This window comes from Mycobacterium sp. IS-2888, assembly GCF_001954215.1.
Classification (GTDB): Bacteria; Actinomycetota; Actinomycetes; order Mycobacteriales; family Mycobacteriaceae; genus Mycobacterium.
This window is the reverse complement of record NZ_MBET01000018.1, coordinates 1-20884: the sequence shown is the minus strand read 5'-3', so window position 1 is coordinate 20884 and position 20884 is coordinate 1. Positions and strand designations below refer to the sequence as shown.

Genomic DNA, 20884 nt, shown 5'->3' with positions numbered 1-20884 from the left:
ACCCATGATCGAGTGGTCCGACACCGACCTGATGGTTCGGGACTCGGTTCGTCAGTTCGTCGACAAGGAGATCCGCCCTCACCTGGACGAGTTGGAAACCGGCCAGATGTCGCCCTACCCGATCGCGCGAAAGCTGTTCAGCCAGTTCGGTCTCGATGTCATGGCCGCCGAGGCGGTCAAGAAGATGCTGGACCGCGAGCGGGCCAAGGAAGCGGGCGAGGCGCTGGACGAAAAGCCGGACGGGACGGGCGGTTTCGGCGCGCAGGGATCGATGGTCGCGGTGCTGGTGTCCGAAATCGCCCGGGTCAGCATCGGATTGCTCTCCACCGCGTCGGTCAGCCTCGGCCTGGGTGCGGCGACCATCATGAGCCGCGGGACGCTTGCCCAGAAGGAACGCTGGCTGCCCGAGCTGATGACGCTGGAAAAGATCGCGGCGTGGGCAATCACCGAACCGGACTCGGGCTCGGACGCGTTCGGCGGGATGAAGACCTACGTCAAGCGCGACGGCGCGGACTACATCCTCAACGGGCAGAAGACGTTCATCACCAACGGCCCCTACGCCGACGTGCTGGTCGTGTACGCCAAACTCGACGAGGGTGATTCCGGCCCCGACAAGCAAGACAAGCGGAACCGCCCCGTGCTGGTCTTCGTGCTCGATTCGGGCATGCCGGGCCTGACGCAGGGCAAGCCGTTCAAGAAGATGGGCATGATGTCCTCGCCGACCGGCGAGCTGTTCTTCGACAACGTGCGCCTGAGCCCCGACCGGCTGCTCGGCGAGAGCGAACGGCACGACGACGGCGACGGCCGCGACAGCGCCCGGGCGAACTTCGCGGCCGAACGCATCGGCATCGCGATGATGGCGCTGGGCATCATCGACGAATGCCACCGCCTCTGCGTGGATTACGCGAAGAGCCGCACGCTGTGGGGGAAGAACATCGGGCAGTTCCAGCTGATCCAACTCAAGCTGGCCAAGATGGAGATCGCCCGAATGAACGTGCAGAACATGGTCTTTCAGATCATCGAGCGCCAACAGGCCGGTAAACCGCTGACCCTGGCCGAGGCGTCGGCGATCAAGCTGTACTCGTCGGAGGCGGCCACCGAGGTTGCGATGGAGGCCGTGCAGCTCTTCGGCGGCAACGGCTACATGGCCGAATACCGGGTGGAGCAGCTGGCCCGCGACGCCAAGTCGTTGATGATCTACGCCGGCAGCAACGAGGTTCAGGTCACCCACATCGCCAAGGGCCTGCTGACCGACTGAGCCCGGGCTAGCCCACCACCCAGATCGCCCTCGCCGCCGGACTGCCCAGGTCGACGACGGCCTCGGCGCCGTCGGCGGATTCGATCGCCACCGAGATCATGCCGGCGAATTCGCGACGGGTCAGCACCCGCACCCGCGAGTCGAGGTTGATCCCGACGCTGTCGAAATAGCGCAGCATCTCCGGGTCGGAGTCGGAGATGCGGGCCACGGTCCCGGTGTCGCCGTCGCCGCACGCCCACAGCTGACGGGCCGGGGGCGTGGGCACCCGTCCGTCCGAGGCCGGGATCGGGTCGCCGTGCGGGTCGCGTTGCGGAAATCCCAGCTTGGCGTCGATGCGGGCCACCAACCGGTCCGATACCGCGTGTTCGAGCACCTCGGCCTCGTCGTGGACCTCGTCCCAGCCGTAGCCGAGCTCGTTGACCAGGAACGTCTCCAGCAGGCGGTGCCGGCGCACCATCTCCAGCGCCGCCCGCCGCCCCGCCTCGGTCAGGGTCACCGCGCCGTACTTCTCGTGGTCCACCAGGCCCTGCTCGGCGAGTTTGCGGATCGACTCCGACGCCGTGCTGGCGGAGACCCCGATCTTCTCGGCCAGCATCTTGGTGCTGACCTTCTGCGGGGCCCCCGCGGGGGACCACTCCTGGGCATTCCAGATGACCTTCAGATAGTCCTGGCCGACCGCGGTGAGACCGCCAGGCTCTTCGTCAGCCCTCACAACCGGAAGTTTAGGCAACCGTGCCTGATCTGGCGTGCTGTCGGGCCACCCGGCGCCGTAGGCTTGCGGTCGTGCAGCGGTGGCGGGGCCAGGACGAGATCCCCACGGACTGGGGCAGATGCGTGGTCACAATCGGCGTGTTCGATGGTGTGCACCGTGGCCATGCCGAACTCATCGCGCACGCGGTGAAAGCCGGCCGCACCCGCAACGTGCCGGCCGTGCTCATGACGTTCGACCCCCACCCGATGGAAGTGGTCTATCCCGGCAGTCATCCCGCCCAGCTGACGACGCTGACCCGCCGCGCCGAGCTCGTCGAGGAGTTGGGCATCGACGTCTTCCTGGTGATGCCGTTCACGAGCGACTTCATGAAGCTCACCCCCGAGCGCTACGTCCACGAGTTGCTGGTGGAAAACCTGCACGTGGTCGAGGTCGTGGTGGGGGAGAACTTCACGTTCGGCAAGAAGGCCGCCGGCACGGTCGACACCCTGCGCAAGGCCGGCGAGCGATTCGGCTTCGCGGTCGAGTCGATGTCACTGCTCTCCGAGCACCACGACAGCGAGACCGTGACCTTTTCCTCCACCTACGTCCGGTCCTGCGTGGACGCGGGCGACATGGTGGCGGCCACCGAGGCGCTGGGCCGCCCCCATCGCGTCGAGGGCGTCGTGGTCCGTGGCCACGGCCGGGGCGCCGAGCTGGGCTTTCCCACCGCGAACGTGGCGCCCCCGATGTACTCGGCCATCCCCGCCGACGGCGTGTACGCCGCCTGGTTCACCGTGCTCGGCCCCGGACCGATGACCGGCACCGTCGTCCCCGGCGAGCGCTACCAGGCCGCGGTGTCCGTCGGCACCAACCCGACCTTCTCCGGACGCACCCGCACGGTGGAGGCGTTCGTCCTGGACACCACCGCCGACCTGTACGGGCAGTATGTGGCCCTGGACTTCGTCGCACGCATCCGGCCGCAGCACAAGTTCGACTCGGTGGCCGACCTGGTCGCCGCGATGGACAAGGACACCGAGCGGGCGCGCGCCCTGCTCACGGAGTGACCGCCTCCGACGATTCGGGGCGGGCGCCGTCCCTGCTCACGGGCTGACGATTCGGGCCGGGCGCCGCCCGGCTGATAAACTGCCGGACGACATCGGCGCGTGCTGCGGTTCGCGGTGGCCGCGCTCGAGAATCCATGATCGCGGACCAATTGATGGAGTTATTTCGTGGCGCTTACTGCCGAGCAGAAAAAAGAAATTCTCAGCCAGTACGGCTTGCATGACACCGACACCGGATCCCCGGAGGCGCAGATCGCGCTGTTGACCAAGCGGATCGCGGACCTGACCGAGCACCTCAAGGTGCACAAGCACGATCACCACTCGCGGCGGGGACTGCTGCTGCTGGTCGGGCGCCGGCGCCGGCTGATCAAGTACATCTCGCAGATCGACGTCGAGCGGTACCGCTCGCTGATCGAGCGGCTGGGTCTGCGCCGCTGACCCCCGTGTAGAGTGGGAGCGTTCTGGGCCGACTCGGCCTGGGCAAACGGTGCGGTTCGCGCAGATCCGCGTGTGCCGTTCCAGCGTGTTGGTACGCATGTCGCAAGGGAGCAGCCCGGTCTGTATCGGGCGGTCTTCGGTAGTGGCTGCCGGGCTCTCCGGATCTGGGGTAGGTCGGCCGCTTCGATCGATGGCCGTAGCCGCATTCAGACTTTTGCTCTCGGGTGATGCGTGGGCGCGCGAAAAAGCTGAATACCCAGAGAGGCCGTACGGACAACGTCATGTCTGTAGCTGAAATTGAACAGGGCGTCTTCGAGGCGACCGCCACCATCGACAACGGGAGCTTCGGCACCCGCACCGTCCGTTTCGAGACCGGCAGGTTGGCCCAGCAGGCCGCCGGTGCCGTCGTCGCGTACCTGGACGACGAAAACATGCTGCTGTCGGCGACCACCGCCAGCAAGTCTCCCAAGGAGCATTTCGACTTCTTCCCGCTGACGGTCGACGTCGAGGAGCGGATGTACGCCGCGGGCCGCATCCCCGGCTCGTTCTTCCGCCGCGAGGGCCGGCCGTCCACCGACGCGATCCTGACCTGCCGGCTCATCGACCGCCCGCTGCGCCCGTCGTTCGTCAATGGGCTGCGCAACGAGATCCAGGTCGTGGTGACGATCCTGAGCCTGGACCCGAACGACCTGTACGACGTGCTGGCGATCAACGCCGCGTCTGCCTCCACCCAGCTGAGCGGCCTGCCGTTCTCCGGTCCCATCGGGGGCGTGCGGGTGGCGCTGATCGACGGCACCTGGGTCGCCTTCCCCACCGTCGAGCAGCTCGAGCGGGCCGTCTTCGACATGGTGGTGGCCGGCCGCAAGGTCGAGGGCTCCGATGGTCCCGACGTGGCCATCATGATGGTCGAGGCCGAGGCCACCGAGAAGGTCATCGAGCTCGTCGAGGGCGGCGCGCAGGCGCCGACGGAAACCGTTGTGGCGCAAGGCCTGGAGGCCGCGAAGCCGTTCATCGCCGCGCTGTGCACCGCGCAGGAGGAGCTCGCCGGGGCCGCCGCCAAGCCCGTCGCCGAGTACCCGACGTTCCCGGACTACCAGGAAGACGTGTACTACTCGGTGGCCTCCGTGGCCACCGACGAGCTGGCCAAGGCGCTGACCATCGGCGGCAAGGCCGAGCGCGACGCGCGCACCGACGAGCTCAAGGCCGAGGTGCTGGCTCGTCTCGCCGAGACCTACGAGGGCCGCGAGAAAGAGGTCAGCGCCGCGTTCCGCTCGCTGACCAAGAAGCTGGTACGTCAGCGCATCCTCACCGACCACTTCCGCATCGACGGCCGGGGCATCACCGACATCCGCGCGCTCTCGGCCGAGGTCGCCGTCGTTCCCCGCGCGCACGGCAGCGCGCTGTTCGAGCGCGGCGAAACCCAGATCCTGGGTGTGACCACGCTGGACATGGTCAAGATGGCCCAGCAGATCGACTCGCTGGGACCCGAGACGTCCAAGCGCTACATGCACCACTACAACTTCCCGCCGTTCTCCACCGGCGAGACCGGCCGCGTCGGCTCGCCCAAGCGGCGCGAGATCGGGCACGGCGCCCTGGCCGAGCGGGCTTTGATCCCGGTGCTGCCCGGCGTCGAGGAATTCCCGTACGCCATCCGCCAGGTGTCCGAGGCGTTGGGCTCCAACGGCTCGACCTCGATGGGATCCGTTTGCGCCTCCACCCTGGCGCTGCTGAATGCCGGCGTGCCACTCAAGGCGCCGGTGGCCGGTATCGCGATGGGGCTGGTCTCCGACGACGTCGAGGTCGACGGAAAAACCGAGCGGCGCTTCGTCACTCTGACCGACATCCTCGGGGCGGAAGACGCGTTCGGCGACATGGACTTCAAGTGCGCCGGCACCAAGGACTTCGTCACCGCGCTGCAGCTGGACACCAAGCTCGACGGGATCCCGTCGCAGGTGCTCGCGGGTGCGCTGGCGCAGGCCAAGGACGCGCGGCTGACCATCCTCGAGGTCATGGCCGAGGCCATCGACGCCCCCGACGAGATGAGCCCGTACGCGCCGCGGGTGACCACCATCAAGGTGCCGGTCGACAAGATCGGTGAGGTCATCGGCCCCAAGGGGAAGGTCATCAACGCCATCACCGAGGAGACCGGCGCGCAGATCTCCATCGAGGACGACGGCACCGTGTTCGTCGGCGCCACCGACGGGCCCTCGGCGCAGGCCGCGATCGACAAGATCAACGCCATTGCGAACCCGCAGCTGCCGACTGTCGGCGAGCGATTCCTCGGAACCGTGGTCAAGACAACGGATTTCGGTGCATTCGTCTCGCTGCTGCCCGGACGCGACGGCTTGGTGCACATCTCCAAGCTCGGCAAGGGCAAGCGGATCGCGAAGGTCGAGGACGTCGTCAACGTCGGCGACAAACTGCGGGTCGAGATCGCCGATATCGACAAGCGCGGCAAGATCTCGTTGGTCCTGGTGGCGGAAGACGTGGCTATCGAAACCGCCGAACCCGCCGATGCCGGAGCGCCCCAGGAGACCGCGCCAGCCGATGCCCCCAGTTCCGTCTAGAAGGCCAGCAGCTGACCCTGCGGGCGCGTTGCGCCGGGGTAGTCACGACGTCGAGGCGACGAGCTCCGCGCTGCGCCGCACCACGCTGCCGGGGGGCCTGCGGGTGGTCACCGAATACCTGCCCGCGGTGCGTTCCGCGTCGGTCGGGGTCTGGGTCGGCGTCGGATCGCGCGACGAGGGTGCCAGCGTTGCCGGGGCGGCGCACTTCCTGGAGCATCTGCTGTTCAAGTCGACCCCGACCCGCAACGCCGTCGACATCGCGCAGGCGATGGACGCGGTCGGCGGGGAGCTGAACGCCTTCACCGCCAAGGAGCACACCTGCTACTACGCGCACGTGCTCGACAGCGATCTGGAGCTGGCCGTCGACCTCGTCGCCGACGTGGTGCTCAACGGCCGCTGCGCCGCCGACGACGTCGAACTCGAACGCGACGTCGTCCTCGAGGAGATCGCGATGCGCGACGACGACCCCGAGGACGCGCTGGGCGACATGTTCCTGGCCTCGCTGTTCGGCGATCACCCGGTGGGCCGGCCGGTCATCGGCACCGCGCGATCGGTGTCGGCGATGACGCGCGCCCAGCTGCATTCGTTCCATGTGCGGCGTTACACGCCGGAACGCATGGTCGTCGCGGTAGCCGGCAACGTGGACCACGACCACGTGGTCGAGCTGGTGCGCGAGCACTTCGGGCCTCGGTTGGTCCGCGGGCGTCATCCCGTTGCGCCCCGCAAGGGCTCGGGACGGGTGAACGGTGGCGGCGGCGGATTGCTGCTGGGACGCCGCGACGCCGAGCAGACCCACGTGTCCCTGGGCGTGCGCACGCCCGGGCGCGGTTGGGAGCACCGCTGGGCGCTCTCGGTGCTGCACACCGCCCTGGGCGGCGGGCTGAGCTCGCGGCTCTTCCAAGAGGTTCGAGAGTTGCGCGGGCTCGCGTACTCCGTCTACTCGGCGCTGGACATCTTCGCCGACAGTGGCGCGCTCTCGGTGTATGCCGCGTGTTTGCCCGAACGATTCGCCGACGTCATGCGAGTGACAAGCGCGGTGCTCGAATCGGTGGCACGCGACGGGATCACCGAAGCGGAATGCCGCATCGCCAAGGGCTCGTTGCGGGGCGGGATCGTGCTGGGCCTGGAGGATTCCGGCTCCCGGATGAGCCGGATCGGCCGCAGCGAACTGAACTACGGCAAGCACCGCAGCATCGAACACACCCTGCGGCAAATCGACGAGGTGACCGTTGAGGAGGTCAACGCGGTGGCGCACCGGCTGCTGAGCAAGCGCTACGGCGCCGCGGTTTTGGGACCCTTTGCCTCGAAACGGTCGCTGCCCCAACAACTTCGGGCGATGGTAAATTAGCCCGATGGTACTGGTCGGCCAGCGGGTACTGGGCTTCTGGGACATCATGGTGCCCATCGTCGGCGCGCCGATGGCCGGAGGCCCGGGCACCCCGGCGCTGGCTGCGGCGGTGACCAACGCGGGCGGGCTCGGTTTCATACCCGGCGGGTACCTCAGCGCGGAGCAGTTCGCCGACGACATCGCCAAGGCGCGCGCCGCCACCACCGGCCCGCTCGGCGTCAATCTGTTTGTGCCCCAACCCAGCGTCGCCGACTTCCTCCAGCTCGAGTACTACGCGGATGAACTTGACGAGATCGCCGACAGTTACAACGTCGAGGTGGGATACCCCCAATCAGGCGACGACGACGACTGGGAGCGAAAGCTCGAGGTGGTGGCCGATCTACGCCCGGAGCTGGTGTCGTTCACGTTCGGTGTGCCGTCGCCGGATGTCATCCGCCGGCTCGGCGCGTTGGGGTTATTGGTCATGGTCACGGTGACGTCGGCGTACGAGGCGGGCGTGGCCCTCGCCGCGGGTGCCGACAGCCTGGTGGTCCAGGGCCCGGACGCCGGCGGGCACCGCGGCACTTTTGCGCCGGACATGGAGCCCAATACCGAGTCGCTGCACGAGCTGCTCGCCCGGATTCGCAAGGCACACGACGTCCCGCTCATCGCGGCGGGCGGGCTGGGCACCGCCGAGGATGTGGCCGGGGTGCTGGACAGGGGAGCGGTGGCCGCGCAGGTCGGCACGGCATTGCTACTCAGCGACGAAGCCGGCACCCATGCCGCACACCGCTCTGCCCTGAAGCATCCGCTCTTCACCGCCACCATCGTCACGCGCGCGTTCTCCGGCCGGTATGCGCGAAGTTTGGAGAATCAGTTCATCCGCCTGCTTGATCGCGTTGCGCCACTGGGTTATCCGGAGGTCAACCACATGACGGCGCCGATCCGCGCGGCGGCGGCCGAACGCGGGGACCCAAACGGCATGAACCTCTGGGCCGGAACGGGGTTCAAGGACGCCCGTCCCGGGCCCGCAGCCGACATCATCGCCGGGCTCGTCGAATAGAGTTAGCCCAACACGCTCGCCGGTTCGGTGAACGCCAAATCCAGGTCGGCGGCCACCCGCTCGGACAACAGCGCACCGTCGTGCGTCGAAAGCCCTTTTGCCAGAGCGGGATCCGACCGGCACGCCGCCCGCCAGCCCTGGTCGGCGAGCTTCAGCACATACGGCATCGTCGCGTTGGTCAGCGCGAAGGTCGAGGACTTCGGTACTGCGCTGGGCATGTTCGCCACACAGTAGAACAGCGTGTCGTGCACGGTGAACGTCGGGCAATCGTGGGTGGTCGGCCGGGAGTCCTCGAAGCAGCCGCCCTGGTCGATCGCGATGTCTACCAATACGGAGCCCGGATTCATATGTGCGACAAGCGAATTCGAGATCAGCGTGGGCGCTTTGGCGCCCGGCACCAGGACGGCGCCGATCACCAGGTCGGCCGCTTTCACGGCGCCTTCGAGCTCGTAGGCCGAAGAGTAGCGGGTGCGGACCGCGACGCCGAACTCCGCGTCGAGCCGGCGAAGCTTGTCGATGTTGACGTCGAAAACCGTCACCGCCGCGCCCATGCCGCTGGCCACCCGGGCGGCGTTGTAGCCCGCGGTGCCGCCGCCGATCACCACCACGTCGGCCGGTTCGACGCCGGGCACCCCGCCCATCAGCACGCCGCGACGATGGGGAGGCCCGCCGTGGGTCCGCATCAGTTGATAAGCCCCGACCTGCGCGGAAAGCCGGCCCGCGACTTCGCTCATCGGCGCCAGCAGCGGCAGCGCGCCGTCGGCCGATTGGACGGTCTCGTACGCGATCGAGGTCGTGCCGGACGACAACAACGCCTCGGTGCAGGCGCGCGATGCGGCCAAATGCAAGAACGTGAACAGGGTCTGGCCGCGCCGCAGGCTGGCGTACTCGTCGGGCAGCGGTTCTTTGACCTTGAGCAGCAGATCGGCCTCGGACCACACTTGCCCGGCGGTGTTGATCAGCTGGGCACCCGCGGCCTTGAAATCCGCGTCGGAGATTGCCGAGCCCTCGCCGGCGCCTGCCTGCACGAGCACCTCGTGGCCGCGGCGCGTCAGTTCGACCACGCCGGACGGGGTGAGGGCCACCCTGAATTCGTTGTTCTTGGTCTCGGTCACGACGCCGACGCGCATGGCTCAAGTGTGAAGAAAGTTCGGAGAGCCTTCAAACATGCTGACGATAATTCTATAAAGTACACATATGGCCGATAAGTTAGCGAAACCAGCGGCTGCCCCGGACGATTCACCGAAGGATGTTCGGCCCGTTGATCTACCCGTCGATCTGGACGGCGTGGACCGCAGGATCCTGGGTTTGCTGCACGCCGATGCGCGCATCCCCAATAACGCGCTCGCCGAGGCGGTCGGGATCGCGCCGTCGACGTGTCATGGCCGGGTGCGCCGGTTGACGGACCTCGGCGTCATCCGGGGTTTCTACACCGACATCGACCCGGTCGCGGTGGGGATGCCCCTGCAGGCGATGATCTCCGTCAGCCTGCAGTCCAACGCGCGCGGCAAGATCCGCAGCTTCATCGCACAGATCCGCCGCAGGCGGCAGGTGATGGACGTCTATTTCCTCGCCGGCGCAGACGATTTCCTGTTGCACGTCGCCGCGCGCGACACCCAGGACCTGCGCTCGTTCGTGGTCGAAAACCTCAACGCCGACGCCGACGTCGCCGGCACCCAGACGTCGCTGATCTTCGAACATCTCCGTGGGGCGGCGCCCATCTAGGGCATATGATCCACCAATGAGTGAGCCCTGTGTGTCGGCCAGCGTTCAGATCGACGCCCGCCCGGACGTGGTCTACGGGCTCATCACCGACCTGCCGACGCTGGCGTCGCTTGCCGAGGAGGCGGTGGCGATGGAATGGCTCAAGGGTGACGCCGTCCGCCCCGGTGCGGTGTTCGTCGGGCACAACCAAAACGGCGGCAAGCGGTGGAGCACGAAATGCACCGTCACCGACGCCGAGCCGGGCCGCACCTTCGCGTTCGACGTGCGGCACACGGTCTTCCCGATCGCGCGGTGGCAATACGACATCACCGACTTGGCGGCGCTTGATTTGGACGCGTCGGGCGGCGGGTGCCGGGTCACCGAAAGCACCTGGGACCGCCGGCCGGGTTGGTTTGCCAAGCTCGCGGGCAGGGCCACCGGCGTGACCGACCGGGTGGCCGCCAACAGAAAACACATCGAGCTCACCCTGCAGCGCCTCAAGCAGCGCGCCGAGGGCGGGTAACTCCAGGGCGGTGGCACCGATGACAAGACGCGATCCCGCCGTAGCCGTCGTCGGAGCCGGCATGTCCGGGTTGTGCGTCGCAATTGCGTTGCTGCGCAGCGGAATTACCGATGTCACCATCTACGAGAAGGCCGACGAGGTGGGCGGCACCTGGCGCGAGAACACCTATCCCGGCCTGGTCTGCGACATACCCTCGCGGGTCTACCAGTACTCGTTCGCCCGCAAACCCGACTGGTCGCACCTGTTCTCGCCGGGCGGCGAAATCCAGGCGTATTTCTGTGCCATCGCCGATCGCTTCGGGCTGCGGGACCGCATCCGGTTCGGCACCGAAATCACCCATGCCCACTTCGAGGACGGCCGCTGGGTGCTGCACACGGATGCCGGCGACGAGTCCACCGTGGACTTCCTGATCTCGGCCACCGGCGTGCTGCATCACCCCCGGATGCCGTCGATCCCCGGCCTGGACGACTTCGCCGGCCACGTCTTCCATTCGGCGCGCTGGGATCACGACGTCACGTTGCGGGGGCGCCGAATCGCGGTGGTGGGCAACGGATCTACCGGTGTCCAGCTCGTCAGCGGCCTGGCCGGGCTGGCCGGTCACGTCACGATGTTCCAGCGCACCGCGCAATGGGTGCTGCGGCTGGCCAATCCCCGATATAGCAGGTTCACCGCCATTACCCGGCGGAAGATCCCGTGGCTCGACGGGTTGGCGTATCGCGGGTACAGCCGCGCCTACGACTTCTTCTCGGTGGGGCTGATCAAGCCCGGCTTGCGCCGACGGATCATGGCGGCGCTGTGCCGCGCCAGCCTCTGGGAGGTGCGCGATCGCGAACTGCGCCGGGCGCTGACACCGGACTACACGCCGGCGTGCAAACGGTTGGTGATGTCGAACGGCTTTTACCGGGCGATGCAGCGCGACGACGTCGAGCTGGTCACCGCCGGCATCGACCACGTGGAGCGGCGCGGCATCGTCACCGACGACGGCGTGCTGCACGAGACCGACATCATCGTGTTCGCAACGGGATTCGACACGCACGCGTTCTTCCGGCCGATGGAGCTGATCGGCCGGGACGGCATCCGCGCCAACGACGTCTGGCGCGACGGTCCGAGGGCCTACCAAACGGTCGCCCTGTCGGGCTTTCCCAACTTCTTCATGATGCTCGGGCCGCACAGCCCGGTGGGAAACCTGGCGCTCACGACGGTGGCCGAATCACAGTCCGACCACATCCTGGGCTGGATCGAGCGCTGGCGCCGCGGCGAATTCGACACTATCGAGCCGACGGCCTCGGCAACCGAGCGTTTCAACGCGAAGCTGCGTGCCGCGATGCCGGACACCGTGTGGACCACCGGCTGTAACAGCTGGTATCTGAACAAGGACGGGGTGCCCGAGGTGTGGCCGCTGACCCCGGCCGAGCACCGCTCCATGCTGGCCAACCCCGATCCCAGTCAGTACGAGTTGGCATAAATCCCTCGGACATCCCACGGGCGCAAAACCCGGTACCGGCGGTTTCGCATATCTGGGCCGAGTCACTATACTTGCCCGTGATGTTCACCGTCGACGACCAGGCCGCCGGGCCCCACTATGGCCGGTCCGGGACGTCGCTGGACCACGAGCGCCTCGTGCTCGAAGCTCGCGACGTCGAGTTCGACTGGGCGAAGCTGCCGCTTCACTACGTGCCCGGCGAGCCGTTTGCCACCCACGTCCTCGACGTGTTGCACCTGCTGCTGCCGGCGGGCGAGGAGTTTTTCGTCGACGTCTTCAAGAGGACGTTGCCGTTGATCAAAGACGATCAGCTGCGGCTGGATGTGCAGGGGTTCATCGGTCAGGAGGCCGTGCATTCCCAGGCGCACTCCGGGGTGCTCGACCACTTCGCCGCCCGAGGCGTCGACGTGACGCCCTACACCGACCAGATTGGCTGGCTGTTCGGAAAGCTGCTGGGCGAACGGCCGCGGTGGAGCCCCCGGCGACAGCACAGCTGGCTGCTGGAGCAGGTTTCCTTGGTGGCGGCGATCGAGCACTACACCGCGATTTTGGGTGAGTGGATTCTGAATGCCCCGGCGCACGATGCGATTGGCACCGACCCGACCATGCTGGACATGCTGCGGTGGCACGGGGCCGAAGAGGTCGAGCACAAGGCGGTGGCCTTCGACACCATGAAGCACCTGCGGGCCGGATACTGGCGGCAGGTGCGCGCCCAGCTGGTGGTGACGCCCGCGATGCTGTGGTTGTGGATTCGCGGGGTGCGGTTCATGTACTCGGTGGATCCGCAGCTGCCGCCCGGGACCAAGCCGCGCTGGCGGGACTACTTTCGGGCGGCCCGGCGCGGCCTGGTCCCCGGGCCTATGCGATTCATCCGGGTCGTCGCCGATTACTACCGGCCGGGGTTCCACCCGTCGCAGCTGGGCGGGCTGGGGCTCGCGGTCGACTATCTGGCCCTCTCGCCCGCCGCCCGCGCGTCGCACTGATCTATGAGCATCACGTCCCGCATCACCGCGTCCGATGGCGTCGAGCTGGCGGTTCACGCCTACACCGAGATCGACCCGGCGCGCCCGACCATCCTGGCTATCCACGGCTATCCCGACAACCACCACGTGTGGGACCCGGTGGCCGAGGAATTCGGAGCGCGCTACCCGGACCGCTACAACTTGGTGGCCTACGACGTGCGCGGAGCCGGCGAATCATCCCGTCCACCAAGACGATCCGGATACGCCTTCGGACAGCTGGTGTCCGATATCGGCGCGGTGATCGACAGCCTGGGAGTGCAGCGGGTCCACCTGCTGGCCCACGACTGGGGCTCGATTCAGGCCTGGGCCGCCGTCACGGATGATCCGGTGATGGGCGACTCGGTCATGGGCAGGGTCGCCTCCTTCACGTCGATCTCGGGTCCGCACCTGCGATACGCGGGCGCCTTCCTGCGATCCGGCCGCTCGCCCCGGACGCTGGCCCAGGTCGCCAGGCAATTGGTGTCGTCGGGCTATATCGGTTTCTTCCTGTGTCCGGTTGTGCCGGAGTTGGCGTTTCGCTCGCGCCTGGGCGTGAAAGTCGTTGAAGCTCTGGAACGTATCGGCCGGTCGAGCACGCGGAGCAAGTACCACAAGGCGCCGCGCTCCGTTGCCGACTATGTCAACGGGCTCAACCTGTACCGGGAGAACATGCCCGCGCCGTTCTTGTCGCCGGGGCCGGAGCTACCCAAAACCACCGTGGCGGTCCAGGTGCTGGTGCCGCGCAGGGACGTCTTCGTGACGCCGGCCCTGCAACGGTTCACCGGCGCGATACCCGATGGCGGCCGGGTGATTTCGATCGAGGGCGGCCACTGGGTGGTGACCTCGCGCCCCGAGGTCATCGCCCGGCTGACCGCCGAATGGGTCGACTGTAACGTCGATCGCGCTGTCGACAGCACTATCAGCGGCGCGCTCGCCGGGCTGGGCGTGCGCGGCGGACCGCGCGAGGTACAAGGCAAGCTCGCCCTCGTCACCGGGGCAGGTGCCGGCATCGGCAGGGCCACCGCGGTCGAACTGGCCCGGCACGGCGCGCGCAAGGTCGTGATCGTCGATCGCGATCTGGCCGCCGCCCACGAAACCGCGGACGCCGTTCGCGCCGCGTGCGCCGAGGCGGCGGTGTACCAGGCCGACGTCAGCGACGAATCCGCGATGAATAACCTTGCCGCACAAGTCCTCAACGAGCACGGTGTCGTCGACATCCTGGTGAACAACGCCGGCATCGGAATGGCCGGCCGGTTCCTGGAGACGACGTCGGCGAACTGGGACGACATCCTCGGCGTCAACGTCCGCGGCGTCATCTCCGGCAGCAGGGCGTTCGGCGCCCAGATGGTCGAGCGGGGCGAGGGCGGAACGATCATCAACGTGGCGTCCGCGGCGGCGTTCCTGCCGTCGAAATCCATGGTCGCCTACAGCACGACCAAGGCGGCGGTGCTGGCGTTCAGCGAATCACTGCGGGCCGACCTCGCCGACGAGGGGATCACCGTGACTGCGGTGTGCCCGGGGTTCGTCAATACCAACATCGCCAAAAGCACCATCTACGCGGGCATGTCGGCCGAACAGCAGGCGCGCGCCCGGGACAAGGCCGACGCGGCCTACCGGCGCCGCAACTACACACCGGAAGCCACCGCCCGAGCGATCGTCAAGGCCATCGGACGCGGCCCGGCCGTGTTACCGATCGCCGCCGAGTCCAGGATCGGCTACGCGATGAGCCGCATCAGCCCGTCGATGATCCGGCTGTTCGCGCGTTTCGACCTGCGCCGAAAATAGGGCCAGCGCTAGGGATTTGACTGTGCCGGAAAGTATTTGGGGATCAAGCATTTGGGAATCTAGGCCCGCCGACCTCTATGGCCGCCGCGACCGCGATCGGCTGGGCACGGTGCTGTGGGGGATTCGCACGGTGATCGGCGGATTCGCCTCGGTCTCGCGATGGGAGCCGTCGCGGGTCAAGCCGGTGCGGCGGACGCAGGCCGCGGTGGTCACCAAACGCGAACTCGCCGCGCCGGACGTCGTTGCGTTGACGCTGGCCGATCCCGACGGCGGATTGCTGCCGTCCTGGACGCCGGGCGGGCACATCGACGTCCAGTTGCCGTCGGGCCGGCGACGGCAGTACTCGCTGTGCGGTCCGCCCGGGCGGCGCACCGACTACCGCATCGCCGTGCGCCGGATCGCCGACGGCGGTGGCGGTTCGATCGAGATGCACGATGCGTACGACGTGGGTGACACGTTGGTGTTCGAAGGACCGCGTAATGCGTTCTATCTGGGCGCGGCCGAGCGCGATGTGCTGTTTGTGATCGGCGGCATCGGGGTGACACCCATCTTGCCGATGTTGCAGGTGGCCCAGCAGCGCGGAATCGACTGGCGCGCCGTCTATGCGGGCAGCAGCCGCGAATTCATGCCGTTCCTGCGCGAGGTGGTCGCGGTGGCGCCAGAGCGGGTCACTGTGTGGGCCGACGACGAGCACGGCCGAGTGGCCGGCGTGGACGAGCTACTGGCCGGCGCCGGGCCGACGACGGCGGTCTACGTGTGCGGACCCACCGGCATGCTGGAAGCGGTGCGGGTGGCCCGCAACGAACATGCCGATGCGCCACTGCATTACGAGCGGTTCAGCCCACCGCCGGTGGTTGACGGCGTTCCCTTCGAGCTCGAGCTCGCGCGCTCCGACCGGGTGCTGCGCGTGCCCGCGAATCGGTCCGCGCTGGACGTGATGCTCGACCACGATCCGACGACCGCCTACTCCTGCCAGCAGGGTTTCTGTGGGACCTGCAAGGTCAAAGTCCTTGCCGGACAAGTCGATCACCGCGGCCGAACCGCGGTCGGCGACGACGAGATGGTGGTCTGCGTGTCGCGGGCAAAGGGCGATCGTTTGGTCATCGACGCCTGACGGGGTCAGTCTCGTGCCGGAGATCGATACAGCCGGTAGCCCACATGCGGCACGGGCACGTCGGGCAGTGGCTTCCAGACCAGGGTGCGGCCATCGAGGCGGAAGTTTCTCTTCTCGTAGAATTCGCGTGCCTTGCAGTTCTTTTCGGCGCACCACAAGATCACGTCGCCGGAGGGGTTGGCGCGCACCGCCGTGTCGAGTAGGCGGCCACCGATGCCGCAGCCCTGGCTTTCCTCCGCGGTGTAGAGGGCGTCGATTTGTAGGTCTTCGGGATTGACCTCGTCGGGTCCGAAGATGGTCACGCCGACTGTCTTGCCGTCGGCCTCCGCGATCCACATGGACCAGCCGGGTCGACTGAGATCTTGCGGGTAAGTCTCGGTGGCCCAGCGCCGCGGCGAGCCGAGAATGTCGAGCAGGTGGTCCGCCAGTATCCCCGACCACGACTGCCGCCACACGGGATAGTGCATCCGTGCGACGTCAGCGAAATCGGCCGGAGTGGCTTCACGGATCCTGATCATTCGGTGTTCTCCGATGATCTCCGATGATCACTGTCTCGCGAACCCTCCAAGTACGCGGCGAGGGCGTTGGTCAGACCCCGACGCGCCATGTCGAGGTCGGCATACGACCCCAGCTGGCGCTCCGACACCAGGCCGCGCATCGCGCCGGGGATGAGGGCGGCCACCTCGCGTACCCGTTCGGGATCGACGTCGAGACCGGCGAAGGCATGCTGGCAGGTGTCCAGCCAGCTCTTGCCCCAGGAGAACAGTTCGGTGGCGGTTCGCGGGTAGAGACGCTCGAGCTCGTCAGGGTCCCGAGGCAGCGCGGCCCGCAGATTCTCGATCGCGCGCGAGTCCGCCGACGCCAAGCCGCGGTAGAGCGTTTCGATGATGGCGCCGACACGCTCTCGCAGCGGTGCGTCCGGGTGGACCGGCGCGGACAGCGCGGAGAAGGTCGCGGCCCGCCGCTCGGCGGTGCGGTGCAGCACCGCGGCCCAGAAACCGTCGGTGTCGCCGAACTGGTACTGCACGGCGCCCCAGGTGGCGCCGATGTCCTTGGCGATGCGGTTGGCCGACACCGAGCCCGGTTCGCCCGATGCCAGCGACCGCAGCGCGGCCTCCAGCATGCTCTCGCGGGTCGCGTTGCCACGCCGATTGGGCCGCCGATTGGGGCGCCGACCGGCGGCTTTTGTTTCGGGCACCCGCCTAGCCTAACATTTTCATAGACGGTACTGTGATTCTGCGCGTCTGTGATTCTGTTCGCGAAGGAGGGCTCTGATGGCAGGGTTAAATGGCTAAGCCGCCGTTGTCGATGAAACCGACCGGATGGTTCCAGGTCGCGTGGTCCGACGAGATCGGCGTCGGCGACGTGCACCGGATGAAGTACTTCGACCAGGAGATGGTCGCCTGGCGCGCCGAGTCCGGCGAGCTCACCGTGATGAACGCCTATTGCGAACACCTCGGCGCGCACCTGGGCTACGGCGGCAAGGTGGTAGGCGAGGTGCTGCAATGCCCGTTTCACGGGTGGCAGTGGAGCCCGCAGGGGCGCAACGTGTGCATCCCGTATCAGGACCATCCCAACCGCGGCCGGCGCATCCGCACCTATCCGGTCGTCGAACGCAACGAGTCCGTCTACATCTGGCACGACGCCGAACGTCGCGAGCCCTATTTCGACGCGCCCGACGTATTTGCCGCGTTCGGCGACGGCAGCAGCGCCGACGACTACTACCCACAGCAGCGCCTGTACCGCGAAAGCCTCGAGCTGCACCCGCAATACGTGCTGGAAAACGGCGTCGACTTCGCACACTTCAAGTTCGTGCACAACACCCCGATCGTGCCGGTCTTCACCCGGCACGACTTCGACGAGCCGGTCTCGTTCGTCGACTTCACCATCACCTTCGAAGGCGACGACGGCCAGAAGATCGAGGACGTCAACAGCGGGGTGGAGGCCATCAACGGCGGCCTGGGAATCGCTGTGACCAAGAGCTGGGGCATGGTCGACAACCGCACCATCTCGGCGATCACACCGGTCGACGAGCGCACCTCGGACGTCCGGTTCATGGTCTACATCGGCCGCCCTAAGGTTGGCGCGGGCAAGGATCCGGCCCGGGCCGAGACCAGGGCGCAGGAGTTCGGCCGCGAAGTGATCCGCCAGTTCGAGCAGGATGTCGAAATCTGGCAGCACCAACGTTATTCGGATCCACCCGCGCTGGCCACCGATGAGTACGAGGGTTTCACCGCGATTCGCAAGTGGGCCAAGCAGTTCTACGCAGCATCCCAGAAAGGCTGAACTTCATGAACGCACCCGCTCGACCGATCCGCGTCTTCCAGGTCGGAAGTGGAAACGTCGGCTCGGAGATGATCAAGCGGATCGCCACCCAGCCCGACCTGGAACTCGTTGGCGTGCACTGCTATTCGCCGGAGAAGGTCGGCAAGGACACGGGCGAGTTCGCCGGCTTGGCTCCCAACGGGGTGACGTTTACCGGGAGCGTCGAGGAGATCATCGCCGCCAAGCCCGATGTGCTGACGTTTCACGGCGTCTTTCCCGATGAGGACCTCTACGTCAAAGTGCTCGAGGCCGGGATCAACATCGTCACCACCGCCGACTGGATCACCGGCTGGCATCGCGACAAGAACCACCCGCACCCGTCTGGCAAGCCGGTGACCCAGCTGCTGGCGGAGGCGTGCGAGAAGGGCGGTGCGAGCTTCTACGGCACCGGGATGAACCCGGGGCTGAACCAGATTCTGGGCGTCGTGTGCTCGGCCGACGTCGCCGACATCGAGAACATCACCACCATCGAATCCGTCGACGTGTCATGCCACCACTCCAAGGACACCTGGATCGAGGTCGGCTACGGCCAGCCCGTCGACGATCCCGAAATCCCGTCGAAGTTGGAGAAGTACACCCGCGTCTTCGCCGACAGCGTGCTGATGATGGCGGATTGCTTCGATCTGCCGCTCGACGAGGTCAAGTTCAGCTACGAATTGGGCGCCTGCACCAAGGACGTCGACCTGGGCTGGTACACGCTCCCCAAGGGCTCGCTGGGCGGCAACTATCTCAAATACCAGGGCATCGTCGACGGGGTGCCGCGGGTCGAGACGCACCTGGAGTGGCAGATGACCCCGCACACCGACCCGAGCTGGAACATCAAGGGCTGCTACATCACCCAGATCAAGGGCGACCCGTGCATCTACAACAAACACATGATTTTCCCCAAACCCGGTGTGGACCTGTCCAACCCGGACAACTTTGCCTCGATCGGCATGACCGTGACCGGGATGCCCGCGTTGTACTCGATCAAGTCGGTGGTGGCGGCGCCCCCGGGACTGATCACCAGCGCCGACCTGCCGCTGCGCGGCTTCGCGGGGCGGTTCAAGAGGTAGCACCGGTGATGGGGCGTCAAGGGGCTTCGTCGTCGTCATCGTCATCGTCATCGTCATCGTCGAAGAGGCGTTCCGGGTGGTGGTAGTCGTTGGTGCGCGCGCCGCGGTCCAGCTGCGGTGGCGGGATCCACGCGGTGCGACCGTCGGGGAGTTTCCTTGTCCGCCAGCCTTTTTCGATCAGCTTGTGGTGGGGTGTGCAGGCGAAGGTGAGCTTGTCCGCATCGGTCATCCCGCCTGTGGCCCAGTCGTCGACGTGGTGGACCTCGGACCAGTAGCCGGGTCCGTCGCAGCCGGGGTGGGTGCAGCCGCGATCCTTCGCGTAGAGGACTATTCGTTGATCCGGTGACGCGATTCGTCTTGACCGGCCCAGGTACAACGGCCGGCTTGAGTGGTCGTCGAACACGGCCAGGTAGTGGTAGGCGTGGCCGGCCATGCGGATCACGTCGCGCATCGGCAGCAGCGTCCCGCCGCCCGTGACTGCCCGGCCCGCGCCCGACGTCAGTTCCTGCAGCGTGGTCGACACGATGACGGTGACCGGCAAGCCGTTGTGCACGCCGAGTTTCGGATCGCCCAACCGGCCGCGCACCAGGGCGTTCAGCGCGTCGTGCTGGCGCTGGGCATGGTTGCGCGTGTCGCTGACCGCCGACTCCTCGGTGGGTTCGCCTTCGACGCAAGGGGTTTGGTCGTCCGGATTGCACATTCCGGGCGCGGCGAACCGGGCCAGCCACGCGTCGAGGCCGGCGCGCAATTCCGGGGATGCCACCAGCTTCCCGAGGCTCATCCCGTCGGGGCGCTGACCGCACCATGTGAAGCCGCGCTTCCGCGCGCGGTCAGAGTCGGAGAATTTGCCGTCGGGATTGATCCGCAGCGCGCATTGGTGCGCCACCTTCTGAAGCTGGTCGGGACGCAGCTTCATCGCCTGGCGGGCCAGAAAGCGCTCGGCTTTTTCTACCGTTTCGACGGGTATCGCATCCGGCAGGTCAGCGACGAATGTCTGAATCACCCGCACGTGCTGACCGTCAAGCAGCCCCTCGCGCCAGGCCTCGGCGGTGGCCGGCAGCTCGGGTGGCAATTCCTCGCCCGTGAGCGTCAGGCGCGGGGAAAGCTGTTTGGCGTCGCGGACCCGACGGCCGGCTTCGGCGCAGCTGATCCGCAGCCAGTCGGCGACCACTTTGTGGACCGGGCCGCCAATGTCGGCCGGATCCTCTTTCGCGAGGCCGCCGATGACGTCGTTGCTTACGGCCATCTGTCGTCGTCGGGCCGTCTCCATTCGCTCCAGCAGGCGCAGCCTGACCGCGGGGCTCAGGACCTAGAATTCGAACATGCGTTCGATCGAGGTTCCGGCCGAAGTGGCTGCCGCTTTGGAAGCGCAGGACGCCGCCGACGCGGCGATCCGGCGCCTGAACTTCGACGTCCTGAGCCCCGCGGTCAGGCTGCGCCTGCTGGAGCGAATGGAGACGGCCCGACGACGACAGATGGCCGTAAGCAA

Annotated in this window: 18 protein-coding genes and 1 pseudogene; 14 read left to right on the top strand and 5 right to left on the bottom strand. The window is 67.2% G+C overall.

Annotation, left to right across the window (positions count from 1 at the left end; all coding sequences use genetic code 11):
- Nucleotides 1–4 precede the first annotated feature (4 nt).
- Nucleotides 5–1258, top strand: coding sequence for an acyl-CoA dehydrogenase family protein (locus tag A5745_RS02615; protein ID WP_076115008.1), 1254 nt, complete (start codon nt 5–7; stop codon nt 1256–1258).
- Between the two features lie 7 nt (nt 1259–1265).
- On the opposite strand, the gene mntR is transcribed toward A5745_RS02615, so the two are convergent.
- Nucleotides 1266–1970 (bottom strand): manganese-binding transcriptional regulator MntR, encoded by a 705-nt coding sequence (gene mntR, locus A5745_RS02610; RefSeq protein ID WP_076063602.1) that lies wholly within the window; start codon nt 1968–1970, stop codon nt 1266–1268.
- 71 nt (nt 1971–2041) lie between these two features.
- On the opposite strand from mntR, the gene A5745_RS02605 reads away from it, so the two are divergent.
- From A5745_RS02605 to A5745_RS02585, 5 genes are all read left to right on the top strand, one after another.
- The gene (locus A5745_RS02605) at nt 2042–3013 is read left to right on the top strand and encodes a bifunctional riboflavin kinase/FAD synthetase (RefSeq protein ID WP_076063603.1); all 972 of its coding nucleotides are present in this window, start codon (nt 2042–2044) and stop codon (nt 3011–3013) included.
- A 165-nt stretch (nt 3014–3178) separates the two neighbouring features.
- Nucleotides 3179–3448, top strand: a complete 270-nt coding sequence (rpsO, locus tag A5745_RS02600; protein ID WP_076063605.1) for a 30S ribosomal protein S15 — start codon at nt 3179–3181, stop codon at nt 3446–3448.
- A gap of 281 nt (nt 3449–3729) precedes the next feature.
- A complete protein-coding gene (locus A5745_RS02595; RefSeq protein ID WP_076115007.1) occupies nt 3730–6015 on the top strand; it encodes a polyribonucleotide nucleotidyltransferase in 2286 nt (761 codons plus the stop codon).
- On the top strand, nt 5996–7363 hold the full coding sequence (locus tag A5745_RS02590) for a pitrilysin family protein (protein ID WP_076115006.1): 1368 nt from the start codon (nt 5996–5998) through the stop codon (nt 7361–7363). The genes A5745_RS02595 and A5745_RS02590 overlap by 20 nt, the downstream gene beginning before the upstream one ends.
- A 4-nt stretch (nt 7364–7367) precedes the next feature.
- Nucleotides 7368–8405, top strand: coding sequence for a nitronate monooxygenase (locus A5745_RS02585; protein ID WP_076115005.1), 1038 nt, complete (start codon nt 7368–7370; stop codon nt 8403–8405).
- Nucleotides 8406–8407: 2 nt separating this feature from the next.
- Here A5745_RS02585 and ald read toward each other — a convergent pair whose 3' ends face one another.
- The gene (gene ald, locus A5745_RS02580) at nt 8408–9535 is read right to left on the bottom strand and encodes an alanine dehydrogenase (protein ID WP_076115004.1); all 1128 of its coding nucleotides are present in this window, start codon (nt 9533–9535) and stop codon (nt 8408–8410) included.
- 67 nt (nt 9536–9602) lie between these two features.
- On the opposite strand from ald, the gene A5745_RS02575 reads away from it, so the two are divergent.
- The 6 genes from A5745_RS02575 to A5745_RS02550 all read left to right on the top strand — a co-directional run bounded on the left by A5745_RS02575 (nt 9603) and on the right by A5745_RS02550 (nt 16015).
- Nucleotides 9603–10130 (top strand): Lrp/AsnC family transcriptional regulator, encoded by a 528-nt coding sequence (locus A5745_RS02575; protein WP_076115003.1) that lies wholly within the window; start codon nt 9603–9605, stop codon nt 10128–10130.
- A 16-nt stretch (nt 10131–10146) separates the two neighbouring features.
- Nucleotides 10147–10632, top strand: coding sequence for an SRPBCC family protein (locus A5745_RS02570; protein ID WP_076063616.1), 486 nt, complete (start codon nt 10147–10149; stop codon nt 10630–10632).
- 19 nt (nt 10633–10651) lie between these two features.
- Nucleotides 10652–12097 carry an NAD(P)/FAD-dependent oxidoreductase gene (locus A5745_RS02565; protein WP_076115002.1) on the top strand — a complete coding sequence of 482 codons (1446 nt, stop codon included), beginning with the start codon at nt 10652–10654 and terminating at the stop codon, nt 12095–12097.
- Between the two features lie 80 nt (nt 12098–12177).
- Nucleotides 12178–13098 carry a metal-dependent hydrolase gene (locus tag A5745_RS02560; protein ID WP_076115001.1) on the top strand — a complete coding sequence of 307 codons (921 nt, stop codon included), beginning with the start codon at nt 12178–12180 and terminating at the stop codon, nt 13096–13098.
- 3 nt (nt 13099–13101) lie between these two features.
- The gene (locus tag A5745_RS02555) at nt 13102–14901 is read left to right on the top strand and encodes an SDR family oxidoreductase (RefSeq protein WP_076115000.1); all 1800 of its coding nucleotides are present in this window, start codon (nt 13102–13104) and stop codon (nt 14899–14901) included.
- Between the two features lie 16 nt (nt 14902–14917).
- Nucleotides 14918–16015: a 2Fe-2S iron-sulfur cluster-binding protein gene (locus tag A5745_RS02550; protein WP_371336797.1), complete on the top strand. Its 1098-nt coding sequence runs from the start codon at nt 14918–14920 to the stop codon at nt 16013–16015.
- Nucleotides 16016–16020: 5 nt separating this feature from the next.
- On the opposite strand, the gene A5745_RS02545 is transcribed toward A5745_RS02550, so the two are convergent.
- Both A5745_RS02545 and A5745_RS02540 read right to left on the bottom strand, forming a co-directional pair.
- The gene (locus A5745_RS02545) at nt 16021–16533 is read right to left on the bottom strand and encodes a GNAT family N-acetyltransferase (protein ID WP_076114998.1); all 513 of its coding nucleotides are present in this window, start codon (nt 16531–16533) and stop codon (nt 16021–16023) included.
- Nucleotides 16530–17138, bottom strand: coding sequence for a TetR family transcriptional regulator (locus tag A5745_RS02540; protein WP_076114997.1), 609 nt, complete (start codon nt 17136–17138; stop codon nt 16530–16532). The genes A5745_RS02545 and A5745_RS02540 overlap by 4 nt, the downstream gene beginning before the upstream one ends.
- Before the next feature lie 164 nt (nt 17139–17302).
- Between A5745_RS02540 and A5745_RS02535 the strand changes: the two genes are divergently transcribed.
- Both A5745_RS02535 and A5745_RS02530 read left to right on the top strand, forming a co-directional pair.
- Nucleotides 17303–18301 carry a Rieske 2Fe-2S domain-containing protein gene (locus tag A5745_RS02535; RefSeq protein WP_076063627.1) on the top strand — a complete coding sequence of 333 codons (999 nt, stop codon included), beginning with the start codon at nt 17303–17305 and terminating at the stop codon, nt 18299–18301.
- Nucleotides 18302–18306: 5 nt separating this feature from the next.
- The gene (locus A5745_RS02530) at nt 18307–19395 is read left to right on the top strand and encodes a dihydrodipicolinate reductase (protein WP_076063629.1); all 1089 of its coding nucleotides are present in this window, start codon (nt 18307–18309) and stop codon (nt 19393–19395) included.
- A 16-nt stretch (nt 19396–19411) separates the two neighbouring features.
- Here the strand turns inward: A5745_RS02530 and A5745_RS02525 are convergent.
- Nucleotides 19412–20701, bottom strand: a pseudogene (locus tag A5745_RS02525) (HNH endonuclease signature motif containing protein); the annotation flags it as partial.
- Nucleotides 20702–20884: the final 183 nt, after the last annotated feature.